Raw genomic sequence first — 26184 nt, 5'->3', positions numbered from 1 at the left:
CTGTCCGAGGTCAGCCAGACCGCGCTCAACGACATCGCCCGGCTTCTGAACGGCCGTCCTCGAAAAACCTTGGACTGGAGAACACCGGACGAAGCCATGGCCGAAGAAATCGCCAATTTCTCAAAGCGTGTTGCACTTGATTCTTGAATCCAAGCTGGTGCGCGGCGGCGGCGGAGAGGGCGCCATGACGCAGCGCGTACGGCGGGCACTTGCCGTCGACTACGGCTGGCGAAAGCACAACTTCGAGATCAGGAAAATCGTCGACGGTGAAGAAAAGGAATCGATTTCACACGAGATCGACCATGTCAAGCGTTTTGCCGCTGGGACATTCGCGCTCGAAATCGAGTGGAACAACAAGGATCCGTTTTTTGACCGGGATTTGGAGAATTTTAAGCGTCTGCATGCTGACGGGGTGATATCGGTCGGCGCCATCATCACGCGCGCTGAGTCGCTACAGAATTCGCTGCGCGAATTGGTGGCGGATTTTGCGAGAATGGCTGGTATTGCAGACATGGCGGCGATCTCGCGCTACTACGCGCCGACGCAGCGCCAGATCGCACTTATCGAGCAGGCGGCAAGAGCAAAGAATTCGTTCGAGGAAGGATGGGCGCATGCCTTTGTGTCCGATAAATTCGGCGAGGCCACGACGCACTGGCGTAAGCTCGAGGACCGCGTTCGCCGCGGCGTAGGAAACCCGTGTCCGTTGTTGCTAATCGGCATCCCGCACCAGGCTGTCACTTTCCCAACCCGGTGACGTTGCAATGATCGCAAAGGTTTACAAAATGACTGAACTCAATCCGGCCGAGGATCTCCTGACGAAGACGGCCGGTCAGTACTCGACTATTTTGGCCGACCCGCCCTGGCAGTTCCAGAATCGTACCGGCAAGGTGGCCCCCGAGCACCGCCGCCTGCTGCGATATCCAACCATGGAGCAGCGGGAAATCCAGGAACTGCCCGTGGCCAAGCTGGCGGCGGCGCAGTCGCATCTATACCTGTGGGTACCGAATGCACTGCTGGCGGACGGTCTTCGCGTCATGGAGGCCTGGGGCTTTACGTACAAGTCGAATCTGGTCTGGTACAAGGTCCGCAAGGATGGAGGGCCGGATGGTCGAGGCGTAGGGTTTTACTTCCGTAACGTTACCGAGCTGGTGCTGTTTGGGGTACGGGGCAGCATGCGTACGCTGCCGCCCGGACGAACGCAGGTGAATGTCTTGGCGACCCGCAAGCGGGAGCATTCCCGTAAGCCCGACGAGATTTATGACATCGTCGAGGCGTGCTCGCCCGGGCCTTATCTGGAGCTATTTGCGCGTTTCCGGCGACCGGGATGGAGCCAATGGGGGAACGAGGATGTCGAGGAGAACTCGCTTCACGGCGTGGCCCGACGCAAAGGCCACGTTGAACCGCAACTGCGCTTGTTGGAAACGCCGCGTGGCTATGGTGGCAAGGCGGATTCAGCGAAGTAGCAAGCAGGCGCGGCGGATGCCGGCGGCCTTTCAATTAATCAAGGAGTGATCCATGAACGACAACAACCGTCTCGCCCTGCATACCACCACCCAAATCTCCGACAACCCCCTGCTGCCGCAGTTCGAGGCGCTGCGCGCCGCCTTCCTGCGCGCCGGTCCGACCAGCTATGAACACCGCATTGCGGCGCTCAAGCGCCTGCGTCAGGCCATCGTCGACCATCATGAACAGATTCTGGAGGCGGTGAATGCCGACTTTGGCCACCGCTCGCGCCACGAGACCTTCTTTGCCGATGTGATCGGCCTGCTGGGCGAGATTCGCCACACCCGCAAGCACCTGAAGAAATGGATGCGCCCGCGCCGTGCCGGCTGGAGCCCGCAGTTCCCGCTGGCGAGGGCGCGCATTCATTACCAGCCGCGCGGCGTGATCGGCATCATCGGGCCATGGAACGTGCCGGTGCTGCTGACGCTGTCGCCGCTGGTCGGCGCCATTGCTGCCGGCAACCGGGCGCTGATCAAGACCTCCGAGTTCTGCCCACGCACGGCCGAGGTGGTGACCGCCATCGTCGGCCAGGCCTTCACGCCGGACGAGGTGGCCGTGGTCAACGGCGGCGCCGAGGTGGCGGGGCATTTTTCGGCCCTGCCGTTCGATCACCTGATCTTCACCGGCTCGACGCAGATCGGCCGCATCGTCATGCGCGCCGCCAGCGAGAACCTGACGCCGGTGACGCTGGAGCTGGGCGGCAAGTCGCCGACCATCATCAGCGACGACTATCCGCTGGACATCGCCGCCGGGCGCATCGCCCAGGGCAAGATGCTCAACGGCGGCCAGGCCTGCATCGCGCCGGATTACGTGTTCGTGCCCACCGGCCGGCGCGATCAGCTGGTCGAGGCGCTCGCCGTGGCGGTCCAGAAGAGCTACCCGACCCTGGCCGGCAACCCCGACCTGACCTGGATCGTCAACGACCGTCATTACCAGCGCCTGCAGGCGCACATCGCCGATGCCCGGGCCAAGGGCGCGCAGGTGGTCCCGCTGAATGCGGGCGGCGCGCCGGTGCCGGCCGGCGAGCGCGTGCTGCCGCTGACCGTGTTGCTGGGCGTCACCGACGACATGAGCGTGATGCAGGAGGAGATCTTCGGCCCGCTGCTGCCGGTCAAGACCTACGACGATCTGGCCGAGGTCATCGCCTACGTGAACAGCCACCCGCGGCCGCTGGCGCTGTACCACTTCGACGACAACGCCAGCCGCACCGAGCGGGTACTGGAGCAGACGGTGTCCGGCGGCGCCTGCGTGAACGACGTGCTGTTCCATGTGGCGCACGAGGGCCTGCCGTTCGGCGGCGTGGGGCCGAGCGGCATCGGCCGCTATCACGGCTTTGACGGCTTCGTGACCTTCTCGCACCAAAAGAGCGTGCTGTACCAGAGCCGCTGGTCGGTGCAGTCGCTGATTCGCCCGCCCTACGGGCCGGGCCTGGAGCGGGTGATGCGCCTGGCGCTGCGCTGGCTGTAGGCTTGATACAGGCGCCTGTCCGGACCGGCTGGCCGGCCTAGAACCAGCGCCGGCGCTTGAAGAACAGCAGCATGGCGCCGGCGATGCCCAGCATCACCAGCCACAGGATCGGGTAGCCGTAGTAGGCGCGCAGCTCCGGCATGGCCCAGGGGCTGGTTTCGTTGACGCTGAAGTTCATGCCGTACACGCCGACGATGAAGGTCAGCGGGATGAAGACGGTGGCGATCACGGTCAGCACTTTCATGACCTCGTTCTGGCGGTTGCTGACGCTCGACAGGTAGATGTCGAGCATGCCGGCCAGCATGTCGCGGTAGCTTTCCACCAGTTCGATGATCTGCGCCGTGTGGTCGTAGACGTCGCCGAAGTAGATGCGCGACTGGTCGGCGATCTGCGGCGCATCGCCGCGCGCCAGGTTGGCCAGCACGTCGCGTGCCGGCCATACGGCGCGGCGGATCAGCAGCATCTCGCGCTTGAGCTGGTGCAGCTCGCGCAGGGCCCCGGGGCCGGGACGGTCCAGCAGTTCGGTTTCCAGGTCCTCGATGCGCTCGCCGAGCGTTTCGAGCACCGGAAAGGCGTGATCGACCACCACATCCAGCAGCGCGTGCGCCAGGCGGTCGGTGCCGCTGCGCCGCAGGCGGCCGGACGCATCGACCAGGCGCGCGTGGACGCCGGCAAACAGGTTTTCGCTGCCGTAGTACACGCTGACCACGAAATCCGGCCCCAGGAACAGGGCAAAATCGTGAACCACCGGGTGGGTCCCGTCCTGCGTCAGGCAGCCCAGCTCCAGGAACAGGTGATCGTCGAAGTCGTCGAGTTTCGGTCGCTGGCCGTGGTTCATCACGTCTTCGAGCGCCAGCGGGTGCAGGCCGAGCGCTTCGCCGACCCGGCGCAGGTCGCCGACCTCCGGCTGGCCGGCAAAATGCACCCACAAAGTCGCGCCTGCACGGCGCAGAGCGGCCGGATCGTCCGGCACGCCACGGCTCTCGTGCAGCATCCCGTTGGCGTCGTAGACCACGCAGTAGACGATGGTCGCCGGCGCCACCGGCAGCGGCAGCAACTCACCGGGCGCGCTGCCGGGCTGGGCGTATTTCTTGCGAAACAGGTCGATCACGTCATGACTCCTGGTGGAACGGGTTCCGGGGGCGCGCCTTGTCACGCTTGCTTATAACCAACTCGTAAAAAGGTTCTTCCAACATATAAGGCAGCCCTCTATGATGACGGGCTGTCCGCACTTCTGAACCGCCATGAACGCACCGGTAACCACCTCGAACACCCCGCTGAGTCCGGATCAGGCCGCGCGCCTCGATGCCCTGGTCCGGGAGCTGGGTCAGGCCCAGTTGCAGTGGCTGAGCGGCTATCTGGCCGCCCGTGCCGAACTGGGTGCCGGCGCGCCTGCGGCGACCGTCGCGCCGTCGCAATCCCAGGCCAGCCTGACCGTGCTGCACGGTTCGCAAAGCGGCAATGGCGCCAAATTGGCGCGCCGCCTGGCGGAACTGGCGCAGGCGCGCGGCTTGCCCGTCACGCTCGCCAGCATGGCCGACTATAAGCCGGCCCGCTTGCGCGACGAGCGCTTGCTGGCGCTGATCGTCAGCACCCACGGCGAGGGCGAGCCACCCGACAGCGCGCGCGAGCTGCACGAGTTCCTGCACGGGCGCAAGGCGCCGCGCCTGGAGCAGCTGCGCTACAGCGTGCTGGCGCTGGGCGATTCCAGCTATGAGTTCTACTGCCAGACCGGCAAGGACTTCGATGCCGTGCTGGAGAAGCTCGGCGCGCAGCGTCTGGCGCCGCGGGTGGACTGCGATGTCGATTACGACGATGCCGCGGCGGCCTGGATCGACACCCTGCTCGAGCAGGTGAGCGCCGCAGCAGCGCCGGCGGTGTCGGCGACGGCAGCGGCCACCATCGGCGACGCACCGCAGCACGACAAGCGCCACCCGTACCTGGCCGAGGTGCTGGAGAACATCAACCTGAACGGCCGTGGCGCGGACAAGGAAACGCGCCACATCGAACTGGCCGTGCCCGGCCTGATCTACCAGCCCGGCGATGCGCTGGGCGTGCTGCCGCGCAACGACCCGGCGCTGGTGGAGGCACTGCTGACGGTGCTCGGGCTGCCGGCCACGGCGCCGGTCAAGGCCGGCGACACCACCCTGCCGCTGGCAGACGCGCTCGATCACTACTACGAAATCACCACCCTGACGCGGCCCTTCCTGGCCGCCTACGGCGCGCTGGCGGACAGCGGCAAGCTGGCCGGCCTGCTGGCGGCGGGCAACGAGGACGCCCTGCGGGCCTACCTGCATGGCCGGCAGATCATCGACGTGGTGCAGGAATTCCCGGTGCCGGGCCTGACGGCAGAGCAGTTCGTCGGCCTGCTGCGCCGTTTGCCGCCGCGGCTGTATTCATTGGCCTCCAGCCTGGCCGCCTGCCCGGACGAGGCGCACATCACCGTTGCCGCGGTTCGCTACGAGAGCCTGGGCGTCCGGCGGCAGGGCGTGGCCTCGACCTGGCTGGCCGATCGCGTCAAGCCGGGCGACACGGTGCCGGTATTCATCGAGCGCAACGACAACTTCCGCTTGCCGACCAACCCGGACACGCCGCTCGTCATGATCGGCCCGGGTACCGGCGTGGCGCCGTTTCGGGCCTTCCTGCAGGAGCGCGAGGCGAGCGGGGCCAGCGGCCGCAACTGGCTGTTCTTCGGCGACCGGCATTTCCATACCGATTTCCTGTACCAGATCGAGTGGCAGGCGTGGCTGAAGGCCGGGTTGCTGACGCGCATGGACGTCGCCTTCTCGCGCGACCAGGCGCAGAAGGTCTACGTGCAGCAGCGCCTGCGCGAGCGCGCCGCCGAGGTCTATGCCTGGCTGCAGGACGGCGCCCACGTCTATGTTTGCGGCGATGCCACGGCGATGGCGGTCGACGTGCATGCGGCGCTGCGCGACATCGTGGCTGCCGAAGGCAAGCTCGACGCCGAGGCGGCCGAGGAATACCTGCGCGAGCTGTCGCGCAACCGGCGTTACCAGCGCGACATTTACTGAGACCGGCCATGAACGCACCCGACCCCAAGGCCCCGCCCAACGAGGTGGAGGTCATCAAGAGCCACAGCCGGCTGCTGCGCGGCACCATCGCCGACGGCCTGGTCGATCCGCTGACCGGTGCCATCGCGCCTGATGACAACGCGATCCTGAAGTTTCATGGCAGCTACCAGCAGGACGACCGCGACCTGCGTGAGGAGCGCCGCCGCCAGAAGCTGGAGCCGGCCTATCAGTTCATGATCCGCGTGCGCCTGCCGGGCGGTCAGTGCACGCCGGCGCAGTGGCTGGCGCTGGACGAGGTGGCCGGTGAGCACGCCAACGGCACGCTGCGCCTGACCACGCGGCAGACCTTCCAGTTTCACGGCATCCGCAAGCCGCACTTCAAGCCGGCCATGCAGGCCATCCGGGCGGCCGGTCTGGACACCATCGCCGCCTGTGGCGACGTGAACCGCAACGTGCTGGCCAGTGCCAACCCGTATCGCTCGCCGCTGCACGCGGCGGCCGGCGAACTGGCGCGCGCCATCAGCGAGCACCTGCTGCCCAGGACCCACGCCTACCAGGAAATCTGGCTGGACGCGCCGGCCGTCGACCCCGCCACCGAGGTCGAGCCGATCTACGGCCCGCTGTACCTGCCGCGCAAGTTCAAGATCACCGTTGCCGTACCGCCGGACAACGATGTCGATGTCTATGCGCACGACCTGTCGTTCATCGCCGTGGCGGACGGCGAGCGGCTGGTCGGCTGGAACGTGCTGGTCGGCGGCGGCATGGGCATGACCCACGGCGAGAAAGCCACCTTCCCGCGTCTGGCCGACGTTCTTGGTTTCTGCACGCCGGACCAGGCCATCGCCGTGGCCGAGCAGGTGGTGTGCGTGCAGCGTGATTTCGGCGACCGCAGCAACCGTCGCCATGCGCGGTTCAAGTACACCATCGACGATCGCGGCGTGGACTGGTTCAAGGCCGAACTGGAACGCCGGCTGGGTTTCGCGCTGGCGCCGGCGCGGCCGTTCAGCTTCGACCACAACACGGACGCGTTTGGCTGGCAGGACGGGCAGGACGGCCAGTCGCACTACACGCTGTTCGTCGAGAACGGCCGCATCGCGGATCGCGGCCAGCGGCGCCTGCGCACGGGCCTGCGCGAAATCGCCCGCATCCACACGGGGATTTTCGCGCTCACCAACAATCAGAACGTGACCATCGCCGGCGTCAGCCCCGCGCAGCGGCCGGCCATCGAGGCGCTGATCGCCGAATACGGCCTGCAGCGCGAGGTCTCGCTGCTGCGCCGCAATGCGATGGCCTGCGTTGCGTTTCCGACCTGCGCCCTGGCCATGGCCGAGAGCGAGCGCTACCTGCCGGACCTGATCACGCGCCTGGACGAGGTGGTCGACGCCTGCGGCCTGGCCGACACGCCGATCACGATGCGCATGACCGGCTGCCCCAACGGCTGCGCGCGGCCGTACATCGCCGAAATCGGCCTGGTCGGCAAGGCGCCCGGCAAGTACAACCTGTACCTGGGCGCCGGCTTTCACGGTCAGCGTCTGGGCAAGCTGTACCGGGAGAACATCGGCGAGCAGGCCATCATCGAGGCCCTGACGCCGCTATTGGAACGCTACGCCGCCGAACGCCAGTCCGGCGAGCATTTCGGCGATTTTCTGGTGCGCACGGGCGTGGTGGCGGCGGTTGCCGCCGGGCGCGAGTTTCACGACTGAGCGGTCCGGCGCCAGCGGTTGGCCGCCTGCTAACGCAGAGGACCAACCGCCGGGTGCCTAAAGCCCGACGTCCGGAATGGCTTCGGCCGGCGGAACCGCTGTTTCGTCCTCGGCGGCGGGCCGCGCCGGGCCGTGCAGGCCGCACTCGCGCGTGCTGTCCTGTTCCCACCACCAGCGTCCGGCGCGGGGGTCTTCCCCGACCGTGATGGCGCGGGTGCAGGGCGCGCAGCCGATGCTCGGGTAGCCCTGGTCGTGCAGGGCGTTGTACGGGATCGAGTTGGCGCGGATGAAGGTCCACACGTCGTCGTGCGTCCACTCGGCCAGCGGGTTGAATTTGAGGATGCCGCGCTGCTCGTCCCACTCGCGCTCCGGCAGGGCGGCGCGCTTGAGTCCCTGCTGGCGGCGGCGGCCGGTGATCCAGGCCATCTTGCCGACCAGCATCCGCCCCAGCGGCTCGACCTTGCGAATGCCGCAGCAGGCGCGACGCAGTTCGACGCTGTTGTAGAAGGCGTTGACGCCGTGCTCCCGGGTGAAGTTGCCCAGTGACTCGGCGTCCGGGAACCACCAGTCGATGACCAGTCCGTAGCGCTGGCGCAGCGCGTCGGCCACGGCGTAGGTCTGTTCCGGCAGGCGCCCGGTGTCCAGGCTGGCGGTGGCAATGTCCGGCGTGTGCGCGGTGATCAGGTGCGTCAGCACCACGCCTTCGGGGCCGAAACTGTTGGTGTGGATCGCCGGGCCGTGCGCCTGGGCCGCCTGCAGGATGGCGATGGCGTGGTCGATCTTGTCTGGGGAGGCCATGGGCAGCATTCGGTGTGTGGGTCCTTGTGACCCCATGGTACGGGTGCTTTATATGACTGGAAATTATTTATTTCTCATATTTTTATTCCATCAAGCGATGGTTGACTCCTGTCCAGGCGTCAGCACGGCCATGATTTCGTCTTTCCGACGCCGGGCATCGGCGTAGCCAAGATCCATCAGCTCGCGGCAGAAGGCCCCGTCGAACAGCAGGTAGCTGGGCAGGGGACTGAGCTCGCCAAACGCGCCGATGCCGCGAAACAGGCGTCTCACCGGCCCCGGAAAACCTTGCGTGTGGCGGGCGGCGATCGTGCGCAGGTCAAGGCTCGGGTTGATCACGCAGGCGTCGATGTGGCGCAGGCGGCGGCCGGGGCCCATGGGTGGTTGCGCTTCGCTCAGGCGTACCAGTTCGTTCAGGCGCTGCAAGCGATCCAGGTTCGGCCCGAGTCCGTCCATGAACAGCGAATCGAGCACGTAGCCGGCGATCTTGCCAAGCTGCGGATAGGGCGGTGGCTGCGGCAGCGGCACCGGATCGGAATTGCGGGTGCCGATCACCAGCAGGCGCTGCGCGCCCAGGTTGATGGCGGCCGACAGCGGCGTGTGGTCGCGCATGGCGCCGTCGCCGTACCAGTCGTCGTCGATACGCACCGCCTCGAACAGCAACGGGATGGCCACCGAGGCCATGACGTGGTCGAGTGTGAGTTCGGCTGGGCGGCTGAGCGCCCGCTCGCGCTGCCAGGGCGGCGGGTGCCCGACGGCCTGGTAGAAGGTGACGCCGCGTCCGCTGCCGTAACCGGAAGCGGTGATCGCGACCGCGTCCAGCAGGCCGCGGCGCAGGTGCAGGTCGATGCGCGCGAAGTTGACGTGGCGTTCCAGCAGCGCGCGCAGCGGCTGGCAGTCGAGCAGGGCGCGCGGATTGTGCTGGCCGAGGCCGCCGCGCAGCAGCGCGATCAGCCAGTGCACGGCGCGGCCATACAGGGCGCGCTGGTCGCAGCGATAAATGTCGCCGACCTGCAGGCCCCGCCAAACGCCGGCCAGGTATTCCAGGCCGCGGCCGAAGCTGCCCGCGCGCGCCGCCAGCACGCTGGCGTTGATGGCGCCCGCCGAGGTGCCGGTGATGATGGCAAACGGCGTGCGCCGCGGCCGGCCCAGCCAGTCGCTGACCGCCAGCAGCACACCCACCTGATAGGCCGTGCGCGCGCCGCCACCGGTCAGGACCAGACCGACGCCCGCTGCAACACGCGGTCGTGTCATGCGCCCTCAGCCGGCGGCGAGCCGGTCGAGCCATGCCTCCAGCAGGCGCCGTGCCGGACCGAAATGCGCCTGCCCGGCCAGCATCTGATCGGCACTGTGCACGCTGGCACCGGGCCGCAGGCGGGCGCCGAATTCATTGGCCAGCGCGGCCACGCCGGTCGGGTCCATTTCGGGGTGAAACTGCAGGGCCAGCGCCCTCGCGCCATAGCCAAAGCCCTGCTGGGTGCAGACACGGCTGTGGGCCAGGCGTACCGCGCCGGCCGGCAAGTCGAAGGTATCGCCGTGCCAGTGAAACACGGTAAGTGGCCCGGTCAGGGCGTCGCCAAACGGGCTGGCGGCGCAGCCGGGTGCCGGCTCGACCGCGAACCAGCCGATTTCCTGCTGCCCGGACGGGTATACGCGGGCACCCAGCGCGGCGGCCATCAGCTGCGCGCCCAGACAAATCCCCAGCACGCGCTTGCCGGCATCGATGGCGGCGCGGATCAGGTCCATCTCGGCCGTGATGAAGGGGTGCTGATCGGCCTCGTAAACACCCATCGGCCCGCCCATGACGATCAGCCAGTCGAAAGCCTCCAGCGTGGGCAGCGTCTCGCCCGCGTGCAGCCGGGAGCGCGACAGGGCGTGCCCGTGGTGCAGCGCCCAGGGCTCAATGTAGCCCAGGCCCTCGAAGGCCACGTGCTGCAGCCAGTGAATGCGCAGCGCCGGCATCAGACGGCGTCCAGGAAGGCGGTCAGTTCTTCCAGCAGCGCCTGCGGCTGTTCCTCGGCAATCCAGTGACCGCAGCGTTCCATCACTCCGCCGCGCACGTCGTCGGCCACCTGCTGCACGCACAGCTTGACCGCCGCACCGATGCTGCGCTCGCCGCCCAGCGCCAGCACCGGGCAGCGCAGCGGCTCACGCGCTGCGGCGGCAAAGTCGACCGCATCCTGGCCGGCCGCGCGGTAGTACTCGAAGCCGGCCCGCAGCGCGCCCGGTTGAGCCAGGCAGCGGGCGTACTCGTCGATGTCGGCCTCGCTCACGGCGCGCGGGTTGTAGGCAAAGTTCTGAAAAAACCATGAGATATAGGCCCGCTCGCGGCCTGTGACCAGCATTTCGGCAAGGTCACGCACACCGTGGAAGGCAAAATGCCAGTAGTTGGCCAGGGCATTCGCGCCCAAGCCGGGCAGGTCGATGCCCGGCAGCAACATGTCCAGGATCGCCAGCTGCGTGACCAGCGCGCGGTCCTGCGCCGCCAGCGCGTAGGCCACCGCCCCGCCCCAGTCGTGGCCGACCACGGCCGCCTGCGTGATGCCGAGCCCGTCGCGCAGCAGGCTGCGCACGTCGCCGGCCACGGTCATCTTGTCGTAGCCGCCGACCGGCCGGCTGGAGTCGCCCAGGCCGCGCAGGTCCGGCGCGATGACCCGAAAGCGCTGCGCGAGCGTCGGCATCAGGTGCCGCCATTCGTGGCTGCTCTGCGGCCAGCCGTGCAGCAGCACCAGCGCCGGACCGTCGCCTGCGATCAGGTAATGCAGGCGCACGTCGGCCAGCTGCGCGGTGTGGTGTTCGATGGTGGTCATGGCTACTCCGGCGCGGCGCATGGGGACGACGGTTTGCATTGTGCCGGCGATCGGGCCTGCCGGCGCTGGTCGAACCGGCTCCGCGCCGCCCCGTTCTACGACGTCACCAGCTTCAGGCCGACCAGGGTCAGCACCAGGGCGATGGCCGGTCGCACGAACGCTTCCGGCGCCCGGGTGCTGAAGTGGGAGCCGATCAGCACGCCCGGCACGGAGCCCAGCAGCAGCCAGCCCAGCAGCGACAGGTCGACATTTCCCATCAGCGCGTGGCCGCTGCCGGCCAGCACGGTCAGCGGGATGGCGTGCACGATGTCGGTGCCGACCAGGCGGGCCGGCGTCAGGCGCCACGGGTACAGGTAGACCAGCATTACCGTGCCCAGGGCGCCGGCGCCGACCGAGGTCAGCGTGACCAGGAAGCCCAGGACCGCCCCGGCCAGCACCGTCAGCGGCACCTGCGCGCCCTTGAACCGGTCCGGCTTCGTGCCGCGCAAGTGCTGACCCAGGGCGTGCACGCGTTTTTTCAGCAGCATGGCCACCGCGGTCAGCAGCAGCACGATGCCGAGCGCCTTCAGGATCAGGCCGTTCTTGGTCTGGCCCATGCCGCTGGCCTGCAGCCAGGCCAGCGTCGCCAGGGCGGCCGGCAGGCTGCCCAGCCACAGGCGGCGCAGCACCTGCCAGTCGATGCTGCGCCGTGCGTGGTGCAGGGTGCCGCCGACCATCTTGGTGGTGGCGGCGAACCACAGGTCGGTGCCCACGGCGGCGGCCGGAGCAACGCCGAACAGCAGCACCAGGATCGGCGTCATCAGCGCGCCGCCGCCCACGCCGGTCAGGCCGACCAGCAATCCGACCCCGAAGCCGGCGACGATGTTGGGCCATTCCATGCCCGCTATCAGCTGATGCGTCCGAGTTGGCGCAGGCGTTCAATGACGCGTTCCGCTGCCTGCTCGGCATCGCATTCGACGGTATTGACGCGCAGTTCGGGGTTCTCCGGCGGCTCGTAGGGCGAGTCGATGCCGGTGAAATTCTTCAGTTCGCCACGGCGGGCTTTCTTGTACAGGCCTTTCACGTCGCGACCCTCGGCGACATCCAGCGGCGTGTCGATGTGCACCTCGATGAACTCGCCTTCCTCGAGCAGGCTGCGCGCCAGCGCGCGCTCGGCGCGAAACGGCGAGATGAAGGCGGTCAGCACGATCAGCCCGGCGTCGACCATCAGTTTGGCCACCTCGGCCACGCGGCGGATGTTCTCCACCCGGTCGGCGTCGGTGAAGCCCAGATCCTTGTTCAGGCCGTGGCGCACGTTGTCGCCGTCGAGCAGGTAGGAGTGATGGCCGAGGGCGTAGAGCTTTTTCTCGACCAGGTTGGCGATGGTCGACTTGCCGGCGCCGGAAAGCCCCGTGAACCACAGCACCGCCGGCTGCTGACCCATCAGGCGGGCGCGCGCGGCCTTGTCGATGTCGAGGTGTTGCAGGTGAATGTTGTGGGCGCGGCGCAGCGCGAAATGCAGCATGCCGGCGCCGACCGTGTTGTTGCTGAGACGATCGATCAGGATGAAGCCGCCGGTGTCGCGGTTGACCTCATACGGATCGAAGGCCACCGGCCGGTCGAGCGCGATGTTGCAGACGCCGATTTCGTTCAGCGCCAGGGTCTTGGCGGCCAGGTGCTCGAGCGTGTTGACGTTGACCTTGTACTTGGGCTCGGTGACGGTGGCGGTGACCGTGCGCGTGGCCAGTTTCAGCAGGTACGGCCGGCCCGGCAGCATCGGCTCGTCGGCCATCCACACCAGCGTGCACTCGAACTGGTCGGCGACCTCGGCCGGGGCGTCGGCGGCGGAGATGACGTCCCCGCGCGAGATGTCGATTTCGTCCTCCAGGGTCAGGGTGACCGACTGGCCGGCCACCGCCTGCGGCCAGTCGCCGCCGTAGGCGACGATGCGCGCCACGCGGCTCTCGCGCCCCGACGGCTGCACCCGCACGCGGTCGCCGGGGCGCACCGTGCCGCTGGCGATCAGGCCGCAGAAGCCGCGGAAATCCAGGTTCGGCCGGTTCACCCACTGCACCGGCAGGCGCAGCGGGCCGTTTTGCAGGCGCGTCTCGTCGATCTCGCAGCTTTCCAGGAACGCCATCAGCGTCGGGCCGTGATACCAGCCGGTGCGCGCCGAGGGCTCGACGATGTTGTCGCCCTTGAGGCCGGACAGCGGAATCGAGGTGATGTCGGTCAGGCCGATCTGCGCGGCGAACGCCCGGTAGTCGGCATCGATGCGCCCGAACACGTCCTGCGAGAAATCGACCAGGTCCATCTTGTTGATGGCCAGCACCACCTTGCGGATGCCGATCAGGCTGGCCAGATAGCTGTGGCGGCGCGTCTGCGTGAGCACGCCCTTGCGGGCGTCGACGAGGATCACCGCCACGTCGGCGGTGGAAGCCCCGGTGATCATGTTGCGCGTGTACTGCTCGTGCCCCGGCGTGTCGGCGACGATGAACTTGCGCCGGTCGGTGCTGAAGAAGCGGTAGGCGACGTCGATGGTGATGCCCTGCTCGCGCTCGGCGGCCAGGCCGTCGACCAGCAGCGCGAAATCGATGTCGCCGCCCTGCGTGCCCCACTTTTTGGAATCCGCCTCGGCGGCGGCCAGCTGGTCCTCGAACAGCATCTTGGATTCATACAGCAGGCGGCCGATCAGCGTGCTCTTGCCGTCGTCAACGCTGCCGCAGGTGATGAAGCGCAACAGGCTCTTGCGCTCGTGCTGGCTGAGGTACTCCTCGATGTCGCTGGCGATCAGGTCCGATACGTGTGCCATCAGAAGTAGCCCTCCTGCTTTTTCTTTTCCATGGAGGCGGCGGTGTCGTGGTCGATCATGCGGCCCTGGCGCTCGGAGGTGCGTGTCAGCAGCATCTCCTGAATGATGGCGGTCAGCGTGTCGGCTTCCGATTCCACGGCGCCTGACAGCGGATAGCAGCCGAGTGTGCGAAAGCGGACCTTTTTCAGCATCGGCGTCTCGCCGGGCCGCAGCGGCATGCGCTCGTCGTCGACCATGATCAGGGTGCCGTCGCGCTCCACCACCGGTCGCTCGGCGGCGAAGTACAGCGGCACGATCGGGATGTTTTCCAGATGGATGTACTGCCACACATCCAGCTCGGTCCAGTTGCTGATCGGGAACACGCGTATCGACTCGCCCTTGCTCTTGCGCCCGTTGTAGAGGTGCCACAGCTCCGGGCGCTGATTTTTCGGGTCCCACTGATGCTGGGCGGTGCGAAACGAGAAGATGCGCTCCTTGGCGCGGGATTTTTCCTCGTCGCGGCGGGCGCCCCCGAAGGCCGCGTCGAAGCCGTACAGGTCCAGCGCCTGCTTCAGGCCCTGCGTCTTCCACATGTCGGTGTGGATCTGCGAGCCGTGATCGAACGGATTGATGCCCAGCGCGGCGGCCTCCGGGTTCTGGTAGACGATCAGCTCCATGCCCAGCTCGGCCGCCATGCGTTCGCGCATGGCGTACATGTCGCGAAACTTCCAGGTGGTGTCCACGTGCAGCAGCGGAAACGGCGGCGGCGCGGGGTAGAAGGCCTTGCGCGCCAGGTGCAGCATCACCGCGCTGTCCTTGCCGATGGAGTACAGCATGACCGGCTTGTCGGCTTCGGCGACGACCTCGCGCAGGATGTGGATGCTCTCGGCTTCCAGGCGTTGCAGATGGGTCAGGGTGATCATGTCGGGTCCAATGGGTAAGGGGCGCCTTGCCAGCCCCTGGGGGACACCTTTTCGGTGGCGTCCATAGTCTGATTTCGCAGCGCTGGCAAGCGTTGATTTCGTGGTTTACACACAGCAGCGGAAAAGTCCTAGCGCTGGCTGGCAAAAATCGCGATTGGCTCGTGATGTGAATTCAAAAATAACCGCAACTATTTGTTTTGCAATAATTATGAATATTTGATTAAAAGCTGGGCAATCTGTATCCAGCCCCGCATGCATGCGCCCTTGGCGCGCTTGTTCAGGCAGTACTCCACAAAGTTATCCACAGATTCTGGGGATAAGCCGCGAAGGCCCATCAATCCTTGAAAAATGCTGCCAGCGCCCGACACATGGCGTCGTGATCGGCGGCCCCTGCGCTCTCGCGCAGGCTGTGCATGGCCCACATCGGGTTGCCCACGTCCACGCTGCGCAGCCCCAGGCGCGAGGCCGCCAGCGGGCCGATGGTGCTGCCGCAGGCCAGGTCGCTGCGCTGCACGTAGTGTTGCCAGGGCACGCCGGCGCGCTCGCAGGCCAGCTGGAACACGCCGGCCGACAGGCTCTCCGACGTATAGCGCTGGCTGGCGTTGGTCTTGATGACCGGGCCGTGGTTCAGGTGGACGCGGTGCTGGTCGTCGTAGGCGCCGGCGTGGCCGGGGTGGAAGGCATGCGCCATGTCGGCGCTGACCAGCATGCTGCGTGCCAGTGCCCGCCGGTAATCCTCGCGGCCAAGGCCACGGCATAGGGCGATCCGCTCCAGCACGTCGTCCAGGAAGCTGCCATCGGCGCCCTTGGCGCTGGTCGAGCCGACTTCCTCGTGATCGAACAGGAAGCATACAGCGCTCGGTTCTGGATTGTCCGCGTCGGTATCCAGCAAGGCCATCAGGGCCGCATGGCAGGAGCCCAGGTTGTCGAGCTGCGAGTCGGCGATGAACTCCTGCTGCGGGCCGAAGAAGGCGCCCGGCTGGGTGTCGTACACGTTCAGCTCGAAGCCCAGCAGCTGGCTCGGGTCGACTTCCAGCGCGTCGGCCAGCAGTCGGGTGAGGTGGTTCGCCGCCGGCAGTCCGTCCTGCACGGCGCACAGGATCGGCGGCAGTGCGCTCTGGCGGTCGAGTTTCAGGCCGTCCTCGTTGACCTTGCGGTTCAGGTGGATGGCCAGGTTCGGGATCCGCAGCAGCGGCGCCGCAAAGCGCACCAGGCGGCTTTGCACGCCAAGCGGCGCCTGCGGCGCACGCAGTGCCACCCGGCCGGCCAGACTCAGGTCGCGGTCGGCAAAGGTGGCCAGGATCGGCCCGCCGTAGACCTCCACGCCCAGCCGCAGCCAGTTGTCCTTGATCTGGCCGGCCTGCGGCTTCACGCGCAGGCCGGGCGAGTCGGTGTGCGCACCGATCAGCCGCAGGCCGGCTTCGGTGAGCGGGGCGCTGCCGATGCGAAACGCCGCCAGCGTGGACCCGTCGCGCACCACGTAATGCCGTGCGCCGGGTGTGAGCTGCCAGGCGTCGGCCTCATCCAGGCGCCGGTAGCCGGCGGCTTCCAGCAGCGCGGCGGCGCTGTCCACCACATGCCACGGGCTGGGGCTGGCATCGATGAAATCGAGCAGCGCCTGGGCACGGGCACGGGCAGCGGTCGAGACGGGCAGCAGCGGGCTGGGCATGGGATGGATGTTCTGCGGCTTGGGCGGGGCATTGTAAGCAGCGGCGGGCGCCCCGGCCGGGGTATCGTTGCGCGCGGATCGGCCAGGCGCAGTCGGTCAACCTTATAAAGAACGTGCCGTGGAGGGGGAAGATGGACGTGACCGTGGAGAAAACGGTGGCCGTGCGCGGTGGCAGCGCGACCGCCCGCGTGGTGGGTCTGTGCCTGCTGGTGATCGTGCTGGACGGCTTCGACATGCTGGTGATCGCGCTCACCGCGCCGGCCATCGCCGCCGACTGGGGCCTGTCCGCGCAGCGCCTGGGGCCGCTGTTCGCGGCCGGCATCCTGGGCATGATCGGCGGCTCGGTACTGATCGCGCCGCTGGGCGACCGCCTGGGCCGGGTGCGGGTGCTGATGCTCTGTTGCGGCCTGTTTGGCCTGTTTGCCGGGCTGACCGCGCTGGCCGGCGGCTACTGGAGCCTGCTCGGGCTGCGCCTGCTGACCGGGCTCGGACTGGGCGGCGCTGTGCCGAATGCCACCGCGCTGATCTCCGAGCATGCCTCGCCGCGGCGCCGGCCGTTGCTGGTCAGCGTCGGGCTGGTGGGTTTCTCGGTGGGCGGCATGCTGTGCGCCGGGCTGGCGGTGCCGCTGTTGCCGCGCTTTGGCTGGCGCTCGCTGTATCTGGTCGGCGGTGTGCTGCCGCTGCTGCTGATTCCGGTTCTGTGGCGCTTTTTGCCGGAAGCGCCGGCCGCCGCCCGCGAGCTGGCCCCCGGCCGGTCCGGCGGGGTGCGCCGACTGCTGGCGGCGGACCTTGGCCCGGACACGCGCCGCCTGTGGCTGGGCTTTTTCATCAACATGATGGTGATGTTCTTCCTGGCCAACTGGGTGCCGTACCTGGCCGGCCAGGCCGGCTTCTCGGCGCACCAGGGTTCGCTGGCGGCCTTGGCGCTGAACCTGGGTGGCGTGGTCGGGCCGTTGCTGCTGGCGGCGCTATGCCAGCGCCTGGACGCGCGGCGGGTGATTGGCACGGCATTCGTGCTGGCAGCGGCGAGCCTGGTGGCGGTGGGCTACGCCACCGGCAGTTTCGGCGTCTATCTGGCTGCCGCGGCGCTGGCGGGATTTTTCGTGTTCGGGGCACAGATTGCGCTGCATGCGCTGGCAGCGGCTGCGTATCCGACGGCGCTGCGCGCCACCGGCATCGGTTGGGCGCTGGGTTGCGGGCGGGTGGGCTCGGTGTTCGGGCCGCTGCTGGGTGGCGAGCTGCTGCGCTCCGGGGTGCCGCTGCAGTATTACTTTTCGGGCTTCGGGCTGGTGGTGCTGCTGGCGGCAGCGGCCACGTTCACGCTCAGTGCGCGGGCGGCGAGCGCCGATTGATCTGCGTGACCTGAATCCCCTCGCTTGTAACCCTATTCATTGCACATTGCACACGGGTCTCCGCATGAAAGAACCGGCTCGAACCTGGGATGTCGCTGCCCGCCTCGATGACGCGCCGCTGGGCGCGTTGCACTGGCTGGTGCTGGCGCTGACCTTCGCGGTGGCGGCCACTGACGGCCTGGACGCGCAGATCATCGGCTTCACGGCGCCGCAGATCGCCGCCGAATTCGGCATTGGCAACGATCGTCTGGGGCCGGTGTTCAGCGCGGCGCTGCTGGGCATGACCGCCGGGGCCTTGCTGTTCGGCACCCTGGGCGACCGCTTCGGGCGCCGCCGCACCATGATTGCCTGCGTGGCCCTGTTCGGCGGCGGCACCCTGCTGACCGCCTTCGCCGGCAGCGTGACGCAGCTGATGCTGCTGCGTCTGGTGACCGGCCTGGGTCTGGGCGGGGCCCTGCCCAATGCCGTGACGCTGGTCGCCGAGTGCGCGCCCGGCAAGCATCGGCCGCTGCTGGTGACACTGATGTACATCGGTTTTTCGGTCGGCGGTTTGCTGGGCGGGGTGATCGCCGGCAGCCTGGTGGTCGAGCATGGGTGGCGGGCGATGTTCTACGTCGGCGGCGGCCTGCCGCTGGCGCTGAGCCTCCTGCTGCTGGCGCTGCTGCCCGAGTCGCCGCAGTACCTGGCCCGCCGGGCCGGCACGGGTGGACGGCTCAGCGTTCTGCTGGCGCGGCTCGATCCGGCCGGCGCCTACGACGCGCACGACCGTTACACGCTGCCGGAGGCAACCTCCCGTGCCGACGTGGGCGAGCTGTTCCGGCATCGGCGTGTGCGCAACACCGTGCTTCTGTGGCTGGCGTTTTTCATCAACCTGCTGGTGCTGTTCTTCCTGATGAACTGGCTGCCCAAGCTGCTGGTCGACGGTGGCGTACCGCTGGCGCAGGCCATCCGCGTCACCGTCATGTTCAACATTGGCGGCGTGCTCGGCGCGCTGGTGCTGGCCTGGCTGTCGGCGCGCCACAACCCGCGCCGGATGCTGGCGGCGTTCTTTGCGCTGGGCGCAATCGCCATCATGGCGATCGGCCTGGGCGATGGCCGCTTCGCGCCGGTGGCCGCCGCCTGTTTTGCGACCGGCCTGTTTGCCGGGGCAGCCCAGGTCGGCCTGTATCCGATCGCGACCCAGGTCTACCCGAGTGCGGTGCGTGCCACCGGCGTCGGCTGGGCGCAGGCGTGGGGACGGATCGGCTCGATCTTCGGACCGCTGGCCGGCGGCTGGCTGGCGGTTCTGGAGCCGCGCTTTGCGATCTATTTTCTGGTCTTCGGGGCGCCGCTGCTGGTGGCCGCCGCCGCCATCGCCGCCATGCGGGATGCATGACCTGACCACCGGTTACCCGAACATGCCACCGCGTCTGTTGCGGGGCGCTATCAAGCCCAAGCGGGCCGCGCCGATAACCGGACTCATCGGCCGCGATGTCCAGGAACCGCGCTGGCGCCGGCATCCGGGAGTTCGTCTGTCATGCGCAATATCTATCTGGGCCGTCAGCCCATTTTCAACAAGGACCTGAAGCCGGTCGCCTACGAACTGCTGTATCGAGGCGGCGATACGGACCACGCGGACAAGGCCGACGCGCGCGCGTCCGCCGATGTGCTGATCAACGCCTTTCTGGAGATGGGCGTGCAGCGAGTGGTCGGCAAGGCGCGCGCCTTCATACACGTCACGCCGGAAATTCTGGATGACAACCTGCTGCGCCTGTTCGATCCGGCGCAACTGGTGCTCGAACTGATGCCGGACGTGGCTTTCGACGACGCCTTGCTGGCCACGCTCGATCGCTTGCGGACCGCCGGCTATGGCATCGCGGTGGATGACCTGCTGGTCCACGAGGGTACGCTGCCGTTGCTGGAGCGGGCCCATTTCGTGAAGGTGGACCTGGCGGCCGTACCGGCGCCGGAGTTGGCCGAGCATGTGACTGCGCTGCGGCGGTTTCCGGTCGCCCTGGTGGCCGAGAAGGTCGAAACCCACGAACAATTTGCCCACTGTCAGGTGCTGGGTTTTGATTTCTATCAGGGCTACTTCTTTGCCCGGCCGAAGCTGGTGGCCGGGCGCACCATGACCGAGGATCGCCTCAGCGTGCTGCAGCTGCTGGCCATCTTGCACAACCCCCAGTCCGAGTTGTCCGACGTTCAGGGCGTCATCCAGCAGAGTGTTTCGCTGAGCTATCGATTGCTGCGTTACGCCAATTCCGCGGCCTTCAACCTGCCGCGCGAAATCAGCTCGATTGCCCACGCGACAGTGATGCTCGGGCAGCGTCGGTTGCGTGATCTGGCAACCTTGCTGGCATTGACTGGTATGAGTGACAAGCCGCCGGAATTGACCCGCACCGTGCTGGCACGCGCCCGCTTGTGTGCGAGTCTGGCGCCGCCGGGACGGGGCAATGCCGACACCGCATTCACGGTCGGCCTGTTCTCCGGCCTCGATGCATTGATGGACCGGCCGCTCACAGACTTGCTGGCGGATTTGCCGTTGGCCGAAGAAACCCGGCTTGCGGTGTTGGAACTGCGAGGGCCGCTGGGTCAGGTTCTGGCCGCTGCGCTGGCGCTGGAGCGGGGCGATTTCGAAAATGTCGTGCTCGACATGCTCGACCCGAAACCAACGCCGCAAGCGTATCTGGAGGCCGTCGACTGGGCCAATCAGACGATTGAAGAAATGCAGGCCGCTTAGGCAAGCGCGGCGATATCGCGTCGCGCCGCCGGTCGTGTGAACACCGGCGGAATTCGCCATGCGGTGATGTCGACGGATGGTTGTGTCGTTACTCGTGCTGGATTGTTGTTGCAATCGATATTGTTGGCTATAGTTGGCGCTTCTTGTTGTTCTGACTCAGGAGCGCGCCCACAATGGCCATCAATCTCAATAACTACTCCCTCACCGATTTGCAGCAGCTGATTGCTGATGCCGAGACCACGCTGGAGAAGCGTCAGCGCGAGAAGCGTGCCGAAGTGGTCGCCCAGATGCGCAAGCTGGCCGCATCGGTCGGCATCGATTTCGAGATCGTGGCCGGCGAAACCAAGAAACGCAGCAGCCGGACCGCGGCCGTCGCCAAATACCGCAACCCGGCCAACCCGGCTCAGACCTGGAACGGCCGCGGGCCGAAGCCGAAATGGTTCAAGGAAGCGCTTGCCGCTGGCAAGACCGCCGAGCAAATGGCGATCTGACACTCCAGCTTGGGGGCGCCACCGCCGGGTTTCCGGTGGTGGATGTGTGCTGAAAAAGCCGCCGCGACGCGTTGTCGTGGCGGCTTTTTCATGCCCCCGTCAGGCGGCTATCCGGGAGGCATGTCAGCGTGAATCAGGACGCCGGTATCGAATCCGGCCTGCGACTGGACAAATGGCTGTGGGTGAGCCGCCTGTATCGCACGCGCACCCTGGCCACCGAGTCCGTCAACGGCGGCAAGGTGCGCGTGAACGGTCAGTCGGCCAAGCCGGCGCGGCTGCTGCGATCGGGGGACGAAGTCAGCCTGATACGGGGCGGCGAGCCGATGACGGTGATTGTCCGGGGCATGGCCGCGCAGCGGGTCGCGGCCAAGGACGTGCCAGCCTTGTACGAAGAAACCGCCGAAAGCCTCGCGACGCGCCAGGCGCTTCGCGCACAGCGCGCACTGACCGGTCCGGCCGGGTATACCGGCAAGGGACGACCCGACAAACACGCGCGCCGGGCCCTGCAACGCCTGCGAGAGGCGCAGGATGAATGAACGGTGCCCGCGCCGGTAAGCACGCTCGCTACCGGCCGAATCGGCTCAATCCTTGCCGCGTCCACCCGGTGTGTAAATTGGGGAGGGGAGGTAGGCCACCTTGGCGTCGTCCGAAAGACTGCTGATCTTGTTGGCGCCTTCCTTGTCCACTTCGTCGATGCGCACGACCGCGTGCAGCGGGATGAAGGTTGTCTTGACGTGTTCGAACTCGGCTTTCAGGCGTTCTTCGGATGGATCGATCAGCAGACCGCTTTTTTCGCCGAACACGAAGCCGCCCACTTCTATGAAGCCGAACATGCCGCCCTGGCTGACTTCCGTGGCATGCAGTTCATACAGCTTGCCCTGGTTGTGGAAGATGACCTTGTAGATGCGTTTCTTGCGGACCGCCATGGGGCTGTTGCTCTGCGGATGGATTGAATGCGGATTATAGGGATGCGCGCCGGCCCGGTCAGGCACCGGTAATGGAGCGGCTCAGATCAGTCCCTGCTCCAGCAGATCGAGCAGGCCAAACAGGTCGCTGATTTCGGCGTCGGCCGGCGGGCCGCCCGGCCAGGTCTGGCCGTTGCGATTCACCCACACGGTGCGCATGCCGGCGGCGCGGGCGCCGTGAACGTCCCGCTGCGGGTCGTCGCCCACGTGCAGCACCTGATTCGGCGGCACGCCGGCGGCACTGCTGGCGGCCTCGAAGATGCCCCGATGGGGTTTGGCGACGCCGACCTCACGCGCCGTCGTACAGAACCGCAACAGGCCGTCCAGGCCAACCAGCGCGATGTCGGCATTGCCGTTGGTCAGGCCGCCCAGCGTCAGTCGACCCGACAGCTCGGTCAGCACCGGCAGCACGTCCGCGAACAGCTCGACTTCGTTGCGGGCTTGCAACATGACCGCGAACGCGCCTTCGGCGGCGTCGCGGCCATAGCCGCACCGCTGTGCGGCCATCGCCAGGGATTCGAGCCGCAGGGCGCTCAGGTCATGTGCCAGATCCGGCCGCAGGCCCAGCATGTCGTCCCGCAGCGTGCGCAGCGCCGTCACCGAGTAGCGCTCGGGCAGGCGCGGGTAATGCTCGGCAAGCCAGGCGTGCATGCGTTGCTCGGCGCGCTCGATGACCGGGTCGATGGCCCACAGCGTGTCGTCCAGATCAAAGGTGATGGCAAGAATCGGCGGCACGGGCATGGCACTTGATCGGTGGGGGAGCAAGCCACAAGATGGCGCCGATCACACCTGCTTTCAAGCCGGCCGGCGGCCGGCGCTCCCGGAGGAGACATGGCGAAGGACAAACTGATGGCGCTGGACCTGGCCGAGCCGGTGCCGTTGCCCAAGGATCTGGCGACGCAGTACGCGACTGCCAAGGAACGCCTCGGCTTCGTGCCCAACGTGCTGCGTGGCTATGCGCATGCGCCGGACCGGCTGGCCAATTTCATCGCCATGCGCGACGGCCTGATGGGGAGCGACTCGGGCCTGACCAAGGCCGAGCGGGAGATGATCGCCGTGGTGGTGTCGTCCCTGAACCGCTGCCACTACTGCCTGACCAGCCACGGCGCCACGCTGCGCCGGCTGACCGGCGATCCGCCGCTGGCCGACACGCTGGCCATGAATTTTCGCGCCGCCGGGCTTCCGGACCGCCAGCGGGCCATGCTGGAATTCGTCGAGCGCCTCACGCAGGCGCCCGAGTGCATCGAGGACGCCGACCGCGACCTGCTGCGCGAGCAGGGCTTCAGCGAGCGCGACATCTGGGACATTGCCGAGGTGACGGCGTTCTTCAACATGACCAACCGCCTGGCCGCCGCCACCGGCATGGAGCCCAACCGCGAGTACTACGACCTGCACCGCCGATGAACACCATGCACGCCATCGAAGTCACCATCGCCGGCGGCCCGGAAGTCCTGCGCCTGGTCGAGCGGCCGCTGCCCGAGCCAGGCCCGGGCCAGCTGCGGGTCAAAAACGCCGCCTGCGGCGTCAACTTCATCGACATCTACCAGCGCACGGGTTTTTACCCGCAGTCGCTGCCGTTCTATCCGGGCCTGGAAGGCGCCGGCACGGTGGACGCCGTGGGCGCGGGTGTGACGCGCTACAAGCCCGGCGACCGGGTGGCCTACCCGAACGCCACGGCAGCCTACGCGCAATTCACCTGCCTGCCGCAGGACCGTGTGGTGCCGGTGCCGGACGGGCTGGACCTGGAGATCGCCGCCGCCGCAATGCTCCAGGGCTTGACCGCCCATGCGCTGACGCACAGCGTGTACGCCATCCAGCCTGGCGACACGGTGCTCATCCACGCCGCCGCCGGTGGCGCCGGACAGATGCTGGTGCAGATGGCCAAGCTGCGCGGCGCGCGGGTAATCGCCACGGTATCGACCGAGGCCAAGGCGCAGACCGCCCGTGCCCGTGGCGCCGACGCGGTGATCCTGTACTCGAAGGACGATTTCGTGGCCGAAACCCGTCGCCTGACCGGCGGTGCGGGGGTGCACGCGGTCTACGATTCGGTCGGCGCCAGCACCTTCCTGAAAGGTTTCGACGTGCTGCGCCGCCGCGGCACGATGGTGCTGTTTGGCCAGTCCAGCGGCCCGGTGGAGCCGATCAGCCCGCTGCTGCTGCTGCAGAAAGGCTCGCTGTTCCTGACCCGCCCCAGCCTGTTCGACTACATCGCCGAGGCGGACGAGCTGGCCGCCCGCTCGCGCGACTTGTTCGCCTGGCTGGCCAGCGGCCAGGTCAGCCTGCACATCGACCGGCGCCTGCCGCTGGCGCAGGCCGCCCAGGCGCACGAGCTGCTGGCCAGTCGCGCCACCAGCGGCAAGCTGCTGTTGATTCCGTGAGCCGGCTTTTACGAGCCGTCAAATCCGATGATTTTGTAGGAGCGGGCCATGCCCGCGACCGCCGCGGTTTCGGACGGGCGCACGGCTGCGATTGATCGCATCGTTGCGGTCGCGGGCATGGCCCGCTCCTACGGGAACAACTGACGGCGTAATCGACAGTTCGGCCCGACAAGCGAGGGAAAACCCTCCCCAGATCCTGCTAATCGAAATACCGGTCATAGGGAAAATCGCTGCCGAGCTTGGCCAGTCCCGCCTTGCACCAGGCGTCGATATGCGCCTGTTGGGCGGGCGACAGCATCTCGCCGGAGTTGCCCTTCTTGCCGCTGCGGATCATCGAGCCACCCGGCCGGGCGAAGGGCGACACCTCGCCCGGATAGAACTTGTGGTCGATGGCCTTCATGTGTTCGAACGAGCTCAGGCGCTGCACGCGCTCGGCCTCGGCCTCGGTCAGGCTCACGCCCATCAGGTCCGCCATGCGCCGGATGGTGCCGGCCGGGTCGTCCTGCAGCTCGTTGTAGGTCAGGAACAGCACGTTTGGCCGCTCGCGCCAGGCCCAGTAGCCGGCGGTGAACTCGTACCAGGGGTGGAACACCGCCTGCTCGGATGTGCAGTGGCGCACCCAGGTTTCAACCGACGGGATCAGGCTGCCCAGCAGCATGGAGCCGAAGAAGTGGTAGCCGGAGACGATGACCTCCTTCGGATCGCGCACCAGGCAGATGTACCTGGCCTTCTCGCTGTACGGCACGAACTGCGCCCGGGCGTGGGTCTTGATCACCCGCAGGCCGGAGCGCGAGCGCTGCTGCGGGCGCGGGTCGTTCAGCCAGACGGTGGTCTCCTGGTCCGGGCAATCGACCCACGGCACCACGTCCAGGATGTCCTCGAACTGCCCCTCGCCGTGCTCGGCGATCTGGTAGGCCGTATGCATGGCCCAGTTGGTGCCGCTCTTGAAATAGGAGCACACGAACACGTCGTGTTCGGTCGGTACGTAGCCGGTAAAGGCCTTGTCGATGGCCTTGTCGAACATGCCGGCCATCGGCCGGAAGAAGCGCCGAAACAGCGGGTATTCGACGCCCAGTACCTGCGACAGGTCGAACACCCGCCGCAGCAGCCAGGTGACCGGCCGCATTTGCCGGCGCGTGCGCGCCATGGCGGCCAGGGTGTTGCGGCGGCGTTCGACGACGTCGGCGAATTCGTAGCCGGGCGGGGTGGTGGTGGACATCAAAGACTCTCCTCGACGGTGCGGGATGGTGGGTCAAAGGCTTCGACCAACAGGCCTCGGCAAGCCGGCTTCCGCAGGGCAGCCGGGCCGGTCTTTTGGACTAACATCCGGTGGCCATGATTGTCTCGTGATTGGAGGAGTTCGCATCCCATGAACCCTGCCTTGCTGTACGACCAGATCACCCGTGTCGGGCCCGGCACCCCGGCCGGCAACATCCTGCGCCGCTACTGGCATCTTGGATTCAAGAATCAAGTGCAACACGCTTTGAGAAATTGGCGATTTCTTCGGCCATGGCTTCGTCCGGTGTTCTCCAGTCCAAGGTTTTTCGAGGACGGCCGTTCAGAAGCCGGGCGATGTCGTTGAGCGCGGTCTGGCTGACCTCGGACAG

General features: G+C 67.3%; 24 protein-coding genes. 12 read left to right on the top strand and 12 right to left on the bottom strand.

Annotation, left to right across the window (positions count from 1 at the left end; genetic code table 11):
• The first annotated feature begins 136 nt into the window (after positions 1-136).
• The 3 genes from H5U26_RS14665 to H5U26_RS14655 are packed head-to-tail and all read left to right on the top strand — an operon-like array spanning position 137 to position 2970.
• Positions 137-754, top strand: coding sequence for a BglII/BstYI family type II restriction endonuclease (locus H5U26_RS14665; RefSeq protein WP_290621016.1), 618 nt, complete (start codon positions 137-139; stop codon positions 752-754).
• Positions 755-782: 28 nt separating this feature from the next.
• Positions 783-1463: an MT-A70 family methyltransferase gene (locus H5U26_RS14660; RefSeq protein ID WP_290621014.1), complete on the top strand. Its 681-nt coding sequence runs from the start codon at positions 783-785 to the stop codon at positions 1461-1463.
• 52 nt (positions 1464-1515) lie between these two features.
• Positions 1516-2970: a coniferyl aldehyde dehydrogenase gene (locus H5U26_RS14655; RefSeq protein WP_290621012.1), complete on the top strand. Its 1455-nt coding sequence runs from the start codon at positions 1516-1518 to the stop codon at positions 2968-2970.
• Between the two features lie 37 nt (positions 2971-3007).
• Here the strand turns inward: H5U26_RS14655 and corA are convergent, their stop codons facing one another.
• Positions 3008-4081 carry a magnesium/cobalt transporter CorA gene (gene corA / locus H5U26_RS14650; RefSeq protein ID WP_290621010.1) on the bottom strand — a complete coding sequence of 358 codons (1074 nt, stop codon included), beginning with the start codon at positions 4079-4081 and terminating at the stop codon, positions 3008-3010.
• Positions 4082-4214: 133 nt separating this feature from the next.
• Here corA and H5U26_RS14645 point away from each other — a divergent pair, with 133 nt between their 5' ends.
• Together H5U26_RS14645 and cysI are read left to right on the top strand one after the other, a co-directional pair.
• Entirely contained in the window at positions 4215-6002 is a 1788-nt protein-coding gene (locus H5U26_RS14645) for an assimilatory sulfite reductase (NADPH) flavoprotein subunit (protein ID WP_290621008.1), read from the top strand.
• An 8-nt stretch (positions 6003-6010) separates the two neighbouring features.
• On the top strand, positions 6011-7705 hold the full coding sequence (gene cysI / locus H5U26_RS14640; protein ID WP_290621006.1) for an assimilatory sulfite reductase (NADPH) hemoprotein subunit: 1695 nt from the start codon (positions 6011-6013) through the stop codon (positions 7703-7705).
• 57 nt (positions 7706-7762) lie between these two features.
• On the opposite strand, the gene H5U26_RS14635 is transcribed toward cysI, so the two are convergent.
• From H5U26_RS14635 to H5U26_RS14600, 8 genes are all read right to left on the bottom strand, one after another.
• Positions 7763-8503 carry a phosphoadenylyl-sulfate reductase gene (locus tag H5U26_RS14635; RefSeq protein ID WP_290621004.1) on the bottom strand — a complete coding sequence of 247 codons (741 nt, stop codon included), beginning with the start codon at positions 8501-8503 and terminating at the stop codon, positions 7763-7765.
• Between the two features lie 90 nt (positions 8504-8593).
• A complete protein-coding gene (locus H5U26_RS14630; protein ID WP_290621002.1) occupies positions 8594-9754 on the bottom strand; it encodes a patatin-like phospholipase family protein in 1161 nt (386 codons plus the stop codon).
• A 6-nt stretch (positions 9755-9760) separates the two neighbouring features.
• On the bottom strand, positions 9761-10462 hold the full coding sequence (locus tag H5U26_RS14625) for a gamma-glutamyl-gamma-aminobutyrate hydrolase family protein (RefSeq protein WP_290621000.1): 702 nt from the start codon (positions 10460-10462) through the stop codon (positions 9761-9763).
• A complete protein-coding gene (locus tag H5U26_RS14620) occupies positions 10462-11310 on the bottom strand; it encodes an alpha/beta hydrolase (protein ID WP_290620998.1) in 849 nt (282 codons plus the stop codon). The genes H5U26_RS14625 and H5U26_RS14620 overlap by 1 nt, the downstream gene beginning before the upstream one ends.
• A 95-nt stretch (positions 11311-11405) precedes the next feature.
• The gene (locus H5U26_RS14615) at positions 11406-12188 is read right to left on the bottom strand and encodes a sulfite exporter TauE/SafE family protein (RefSeq protein ID WP_290620996.1); all 783 of its coding nucleotides are present in this window, start codon (positions 12186-12188) and stop codon (positions 11406-11408) included.
• A gap of 8 nt (positions 12189-12196) precedes the next feature.
• Positions 12197-14101, bottom strand: coding sequence for a sulfate adenylyltransferase subunit CysN (gene cysN / locus H5U26_RS14610; RefSeq protein WP_290620994.1), 1905 nt, complete (start codon positions 14099-14101; stop codon positions 12197-12199).
• A complete protein-coding gene (cysD, locus tag H5U26_RS14605; protein ID WP_290620992.1) occupies positions 14101-15003 on the bottom strand; it encodes a sulfate adenylyltransferase subunit CysD in 903 nt (300 codons plus the stop codon). The genes cysN and cysD overlap by 1 nt, the downstream gene beginning before the upstream one ends.
• Positions 15004-15337: 334 nt before the next feature.
• Positions 15338-16672 (bottom strand): M18 family aminopeptidase, encoded by a 1335-nt coding sequence (locus H5U26_RS14600; RefSeq protein ID WP_290620990.1) that lies wholly within the window; start codon positions 16670-16672, stop codon positions 15338-15340.
• Between the two features lie 131 nt (positions 16673-16803).
• Between H5U26_RS14600 and H5U26_RS14595 the strand changes: the two genes are divergently transcribed.
• The 5 genes from H5U26_RS14595 to H5U26_RS14575 all read left to right on the top strand — a co-directional run bounded on the left by H5U26_RS14595 (position 16804) and on the right by H5U26_RS14575 (position 21770).
• Complete coding sequence (locus tag H5U26_RS14595; RefSeq protein ID WP_290620988.1) at positions 16804-18024, top strand: MFS transporter; 1221 nt, start codon at positions 16804-16806, stop codon at positions 18022-18024.
• Between the two features lie 64 nt (positions 18025-18088).
• Positions 18089-19399: an MFS transporter gene (locus tag H5U26_RS14590; protein WP_290620986.1), complete on the top strand. Its 1311-nt coding sequence runs from the start codon at positions 18089-18091 to the stop codon at positions 19397-19399.
• 141 nt (positions 19400-19540) lie between these two features.
• Positions 19541-20743: an HDOD domain-containing protein gene (locus tag H5U26_RS14585; RefSeq protein ID WP_290620984.1), complete on the top strand. Its 1203-nt coding sequence runs from the start codon at positions 19541-19543 to the stop codon at positions 20741-20743.
• Positions 20744-20916: 173 nt separating this feature from the next.
• A complete protein-coding gene (locus H5U26_RS14580; RefSeq protein WP_290620982.1) occupies positions 20917-21234 on the top strand; it encodes an H-NS histone family protein in 318 nt (105 codons plus the stop codon).
• Positions 21235-21362: 128 nt separating this feature from the next.
• A complete protein-coding gene (locus H5U26_RS14575; RefSeq protein ID WP_290620981.1) occupies positions 21363-21770 on the top strand; it encodes a S4 domain-containing protein in 408 nt (135 codons plus the stop codon).
• Positions 21771-21815: 45 nt separating this feature from the next.
• Here H5U26_RS14575 and H5U26_RS14570 read toward each other — a convergent pair whose 3' ends face one another.
• The gene (locus tag H5U26_RS14570) at positions 21816-22160 is read right to left on the bottom strand and encodes a DUF1820 family protein (protein WP_290620979.1); all 345 of its coding nucleotides are present in this window, start codon (positions 22158-22160) and stop codon (positions 21816-21818) included.
• Between the two features lie 81 nt (positions 22161-22241).
• Positions 22242-22940: an HAD family hydrolase gene (locus tag H5U26_RS14565; protein WP_290620977.1), complete on the bottom strand. Its 699-nt coding sequence runs from the start codon at positions 22938-22940 to the stop codon at positions 22242-22244.
• A gap of 90 nt (positions 22941-23030) precedes the next feature.
• Here H5U26_RS14565 and H5U26_RS14560 point away from each other — a divergent pair, with 90 nt between their 5' ends.
• Positions 23031-23603 carry a peroxidase-related enzyme gene (locus H5U26_RS14560; RefSeq protein WP_290620975.1) on the top strand — a complete coding sequence of 191 codons (573 nt, stop codon included), beginning with the start codon at positions 23031-23033 and terminating at the stop codon, positions 23601-23603.
• 5 nt (positions 23604-23608) lie between these two features.
• A complete protein-coding gene (locus H5U26_RS14555; RefSeq protein ID WP_366055995.1) occupies positions 23609-24577 on the top strand; it encodes a quinone oxidoreductase in 969 nt (322 codons plus the stop codon).
• 199 nt (positions 24578-24776) lie between these two features.
• On the opposite strand, the gene H5U26_RS14550 is transcribed toward H5U26_RS14555, so the two are convergent.
• The gene (locus tag H5U26_RS14550) at positions 24777-25796 is read right to left on the bottom strand and encodes a sulfotransferase domain-containing protein (RefSeq protein WP_290620971.1); all 1020 of its coding nucleotides are present in this window, start codon (positions 25794-25796) and stop codon (positions 24777-24779) included.
• Between the last annotated feature and the right edge of the window lie 388 nt (positions 25797-26184).

The sequence above is a fragment of the Immundisolibacter sp. genome (assembly GCF_014359565.1).
GTDB lineage: Bacteria > Pseudomonadota > Gammaproteobacteria > Immundisolibacterales > Immundisolibacteraceae > Immundisolibacter.
This window is presented reverse-complemented; position numbering and strand designations above follow the sequence as displayed.

Excerpts from the sequence above, each read along its gene's own strand:
- H5U26_RS14635 (WP_290621004.1), bottom strand. The coding sequence starts at position 8,503 with ATGGCCTCCCCAGACAAGATCGACCACGCCATCGCCATCCTGCAGGCG.
- H5U26_RS14620 (WP_290620998.1), bottom strand. The coding sequence starts at position 11,310 with ATGACCACCATCGAACACCACACCGCGCAGCTGGCCGACGTGCGCCTG.
- H5U26_RS14580 (WP_290620982.1), top strand. The coding sequence starts at position 20,917 with ATGGCCATCAATCTCAATAACTACTCCCTCACCGATTTGCAGCAGCTG.
- H5U26_RS14645 (WP_290621008.1), top strand. The coding sequence starts at position 4,215 with ATGAACGCACCGGTAACCACCTCGAACACCCCGCTGAGTCCGGATCAG.
- cysD (WP_290620992.1), bottom strand. The coding sequence starts at position 15,003 with ATGATCACCCTGACCCATCTGCAACGCCTGGAAGCCGAGAGCATCCAC.
- H5U26_RS14630 (WP_290621002.1), bottom strand. The coding sequence starts at position 9,754 with ATGACACGACCGCGTGTTGCAGCGGGCGTCGGTCTGGTCCTGACCGGT.
- cysI (WP_290621006.1), top strand. The coding sequence starts at position 6,011 with ATGAACGCACCCGACCCCAAGGCCCCGCCCAACGAGGTGGAGGTCATC.
- H5U26_RS14655 (WP_290621012.1), top strand. The coding sequence starts at position 1,516 with ATGAACGACAACAACCGTCTCGCCCTGCATACCACCACCCAAATCTCC.
- H5U26_RS14615 (WP_290620996.1), bottom strand. The coding sequence starts at position 12,188 with ATGGAATGGCCCAACATCGTCGCCGGCTTCGGGGTCGGATTGCTGGTC.
- H5U26_RS14550 (WP_290620971.1), bottom strand. The coding sequence starts at position 25,796 with ATGTCCACCACCACCCCGCCCGGCTACGAATTCGCCGACGTCGTCGAA.
- H5U26_RS14560 (WP_290620975.1), top strand. The coding sequence starts at position 23,031 with ATGGCGAAGGACAAACTGATGGCGCTGGACCTGGCCGAGCCGGTGCCG.
- H5U26_RS14660 (WP_290621014.1), top strand. The coding sequence starts at position 783 with ATGACTGAACTCAATCCGGCCGAGGATCTCCTGACGAAGACGGCCGGT.
- H5U26_RS14590 (WP_290620986.1), top strand. The coding sequence starts at position 18,089 with ATGAAAGAACCGGCTCGAACCTGGGATGTCGCTGCCCGCCTCGATGAC.
- H5U26_RS14555 (WP_366055995.1), top strand. The coding sequence starts at position 23,609 with ATGCACGCCATCGAAGTCACCATCGCCGGCGGCCCGGAAGTCCTGCGC.
- H5U26_RS14570 (WP_290620979.1), bottom strand. The coding sequence starts at position 22,160 with ATGGCGGTCCGCAAGAAACGCATCTACAAGGTCATCTTCCACAACCAG.
- cysN (WP_290620994.1), bottom strand. The coding sequence starts at position 14,101 with ATGGCACACGTATCGGACCTGATCGCCAGCGACATCGAGGAGTACCTC.
- H5U26_RS14595 (WP_290620988.1), top strand. The coding sequence starts at position 16,804 with ATGGACGTGACCGTGGAGAAAACGGTGGCCGTGCGCGGTGGCAGCGCG.
- H5U26_RS14600 (WP_290620990.1), bottom strand. The coding sequence starts at position 16,672 with ATGCCCAGCCCGCTGCTGCCCGTCTCGACCGCTGCCCGTGCCCGTGCC.
- H5U26_RS14565 (WP_290620977.1), bottom strand. The coding sequence starts at position 22,940 with ATGCCCGTGCCGCCGATTCTTGCCATCACCTTTGATCTGGACGACACG.
- H5U26_RS14585 (WP_290620984.1), top strand. The coding sequence starts at position 19,541 with ATGCGCAATATCTATCTGGGCCGTCAGCCCATTTTCAACAAGGACCTG.
- H5U26_RS14625 (WP_290621000.1), bottom strand. The coding sequence starts at position 10,462 with ATGCCGGCGCTGCGCATTCACTGGCTGCAGCACGTGGCCTTCGAGGGC.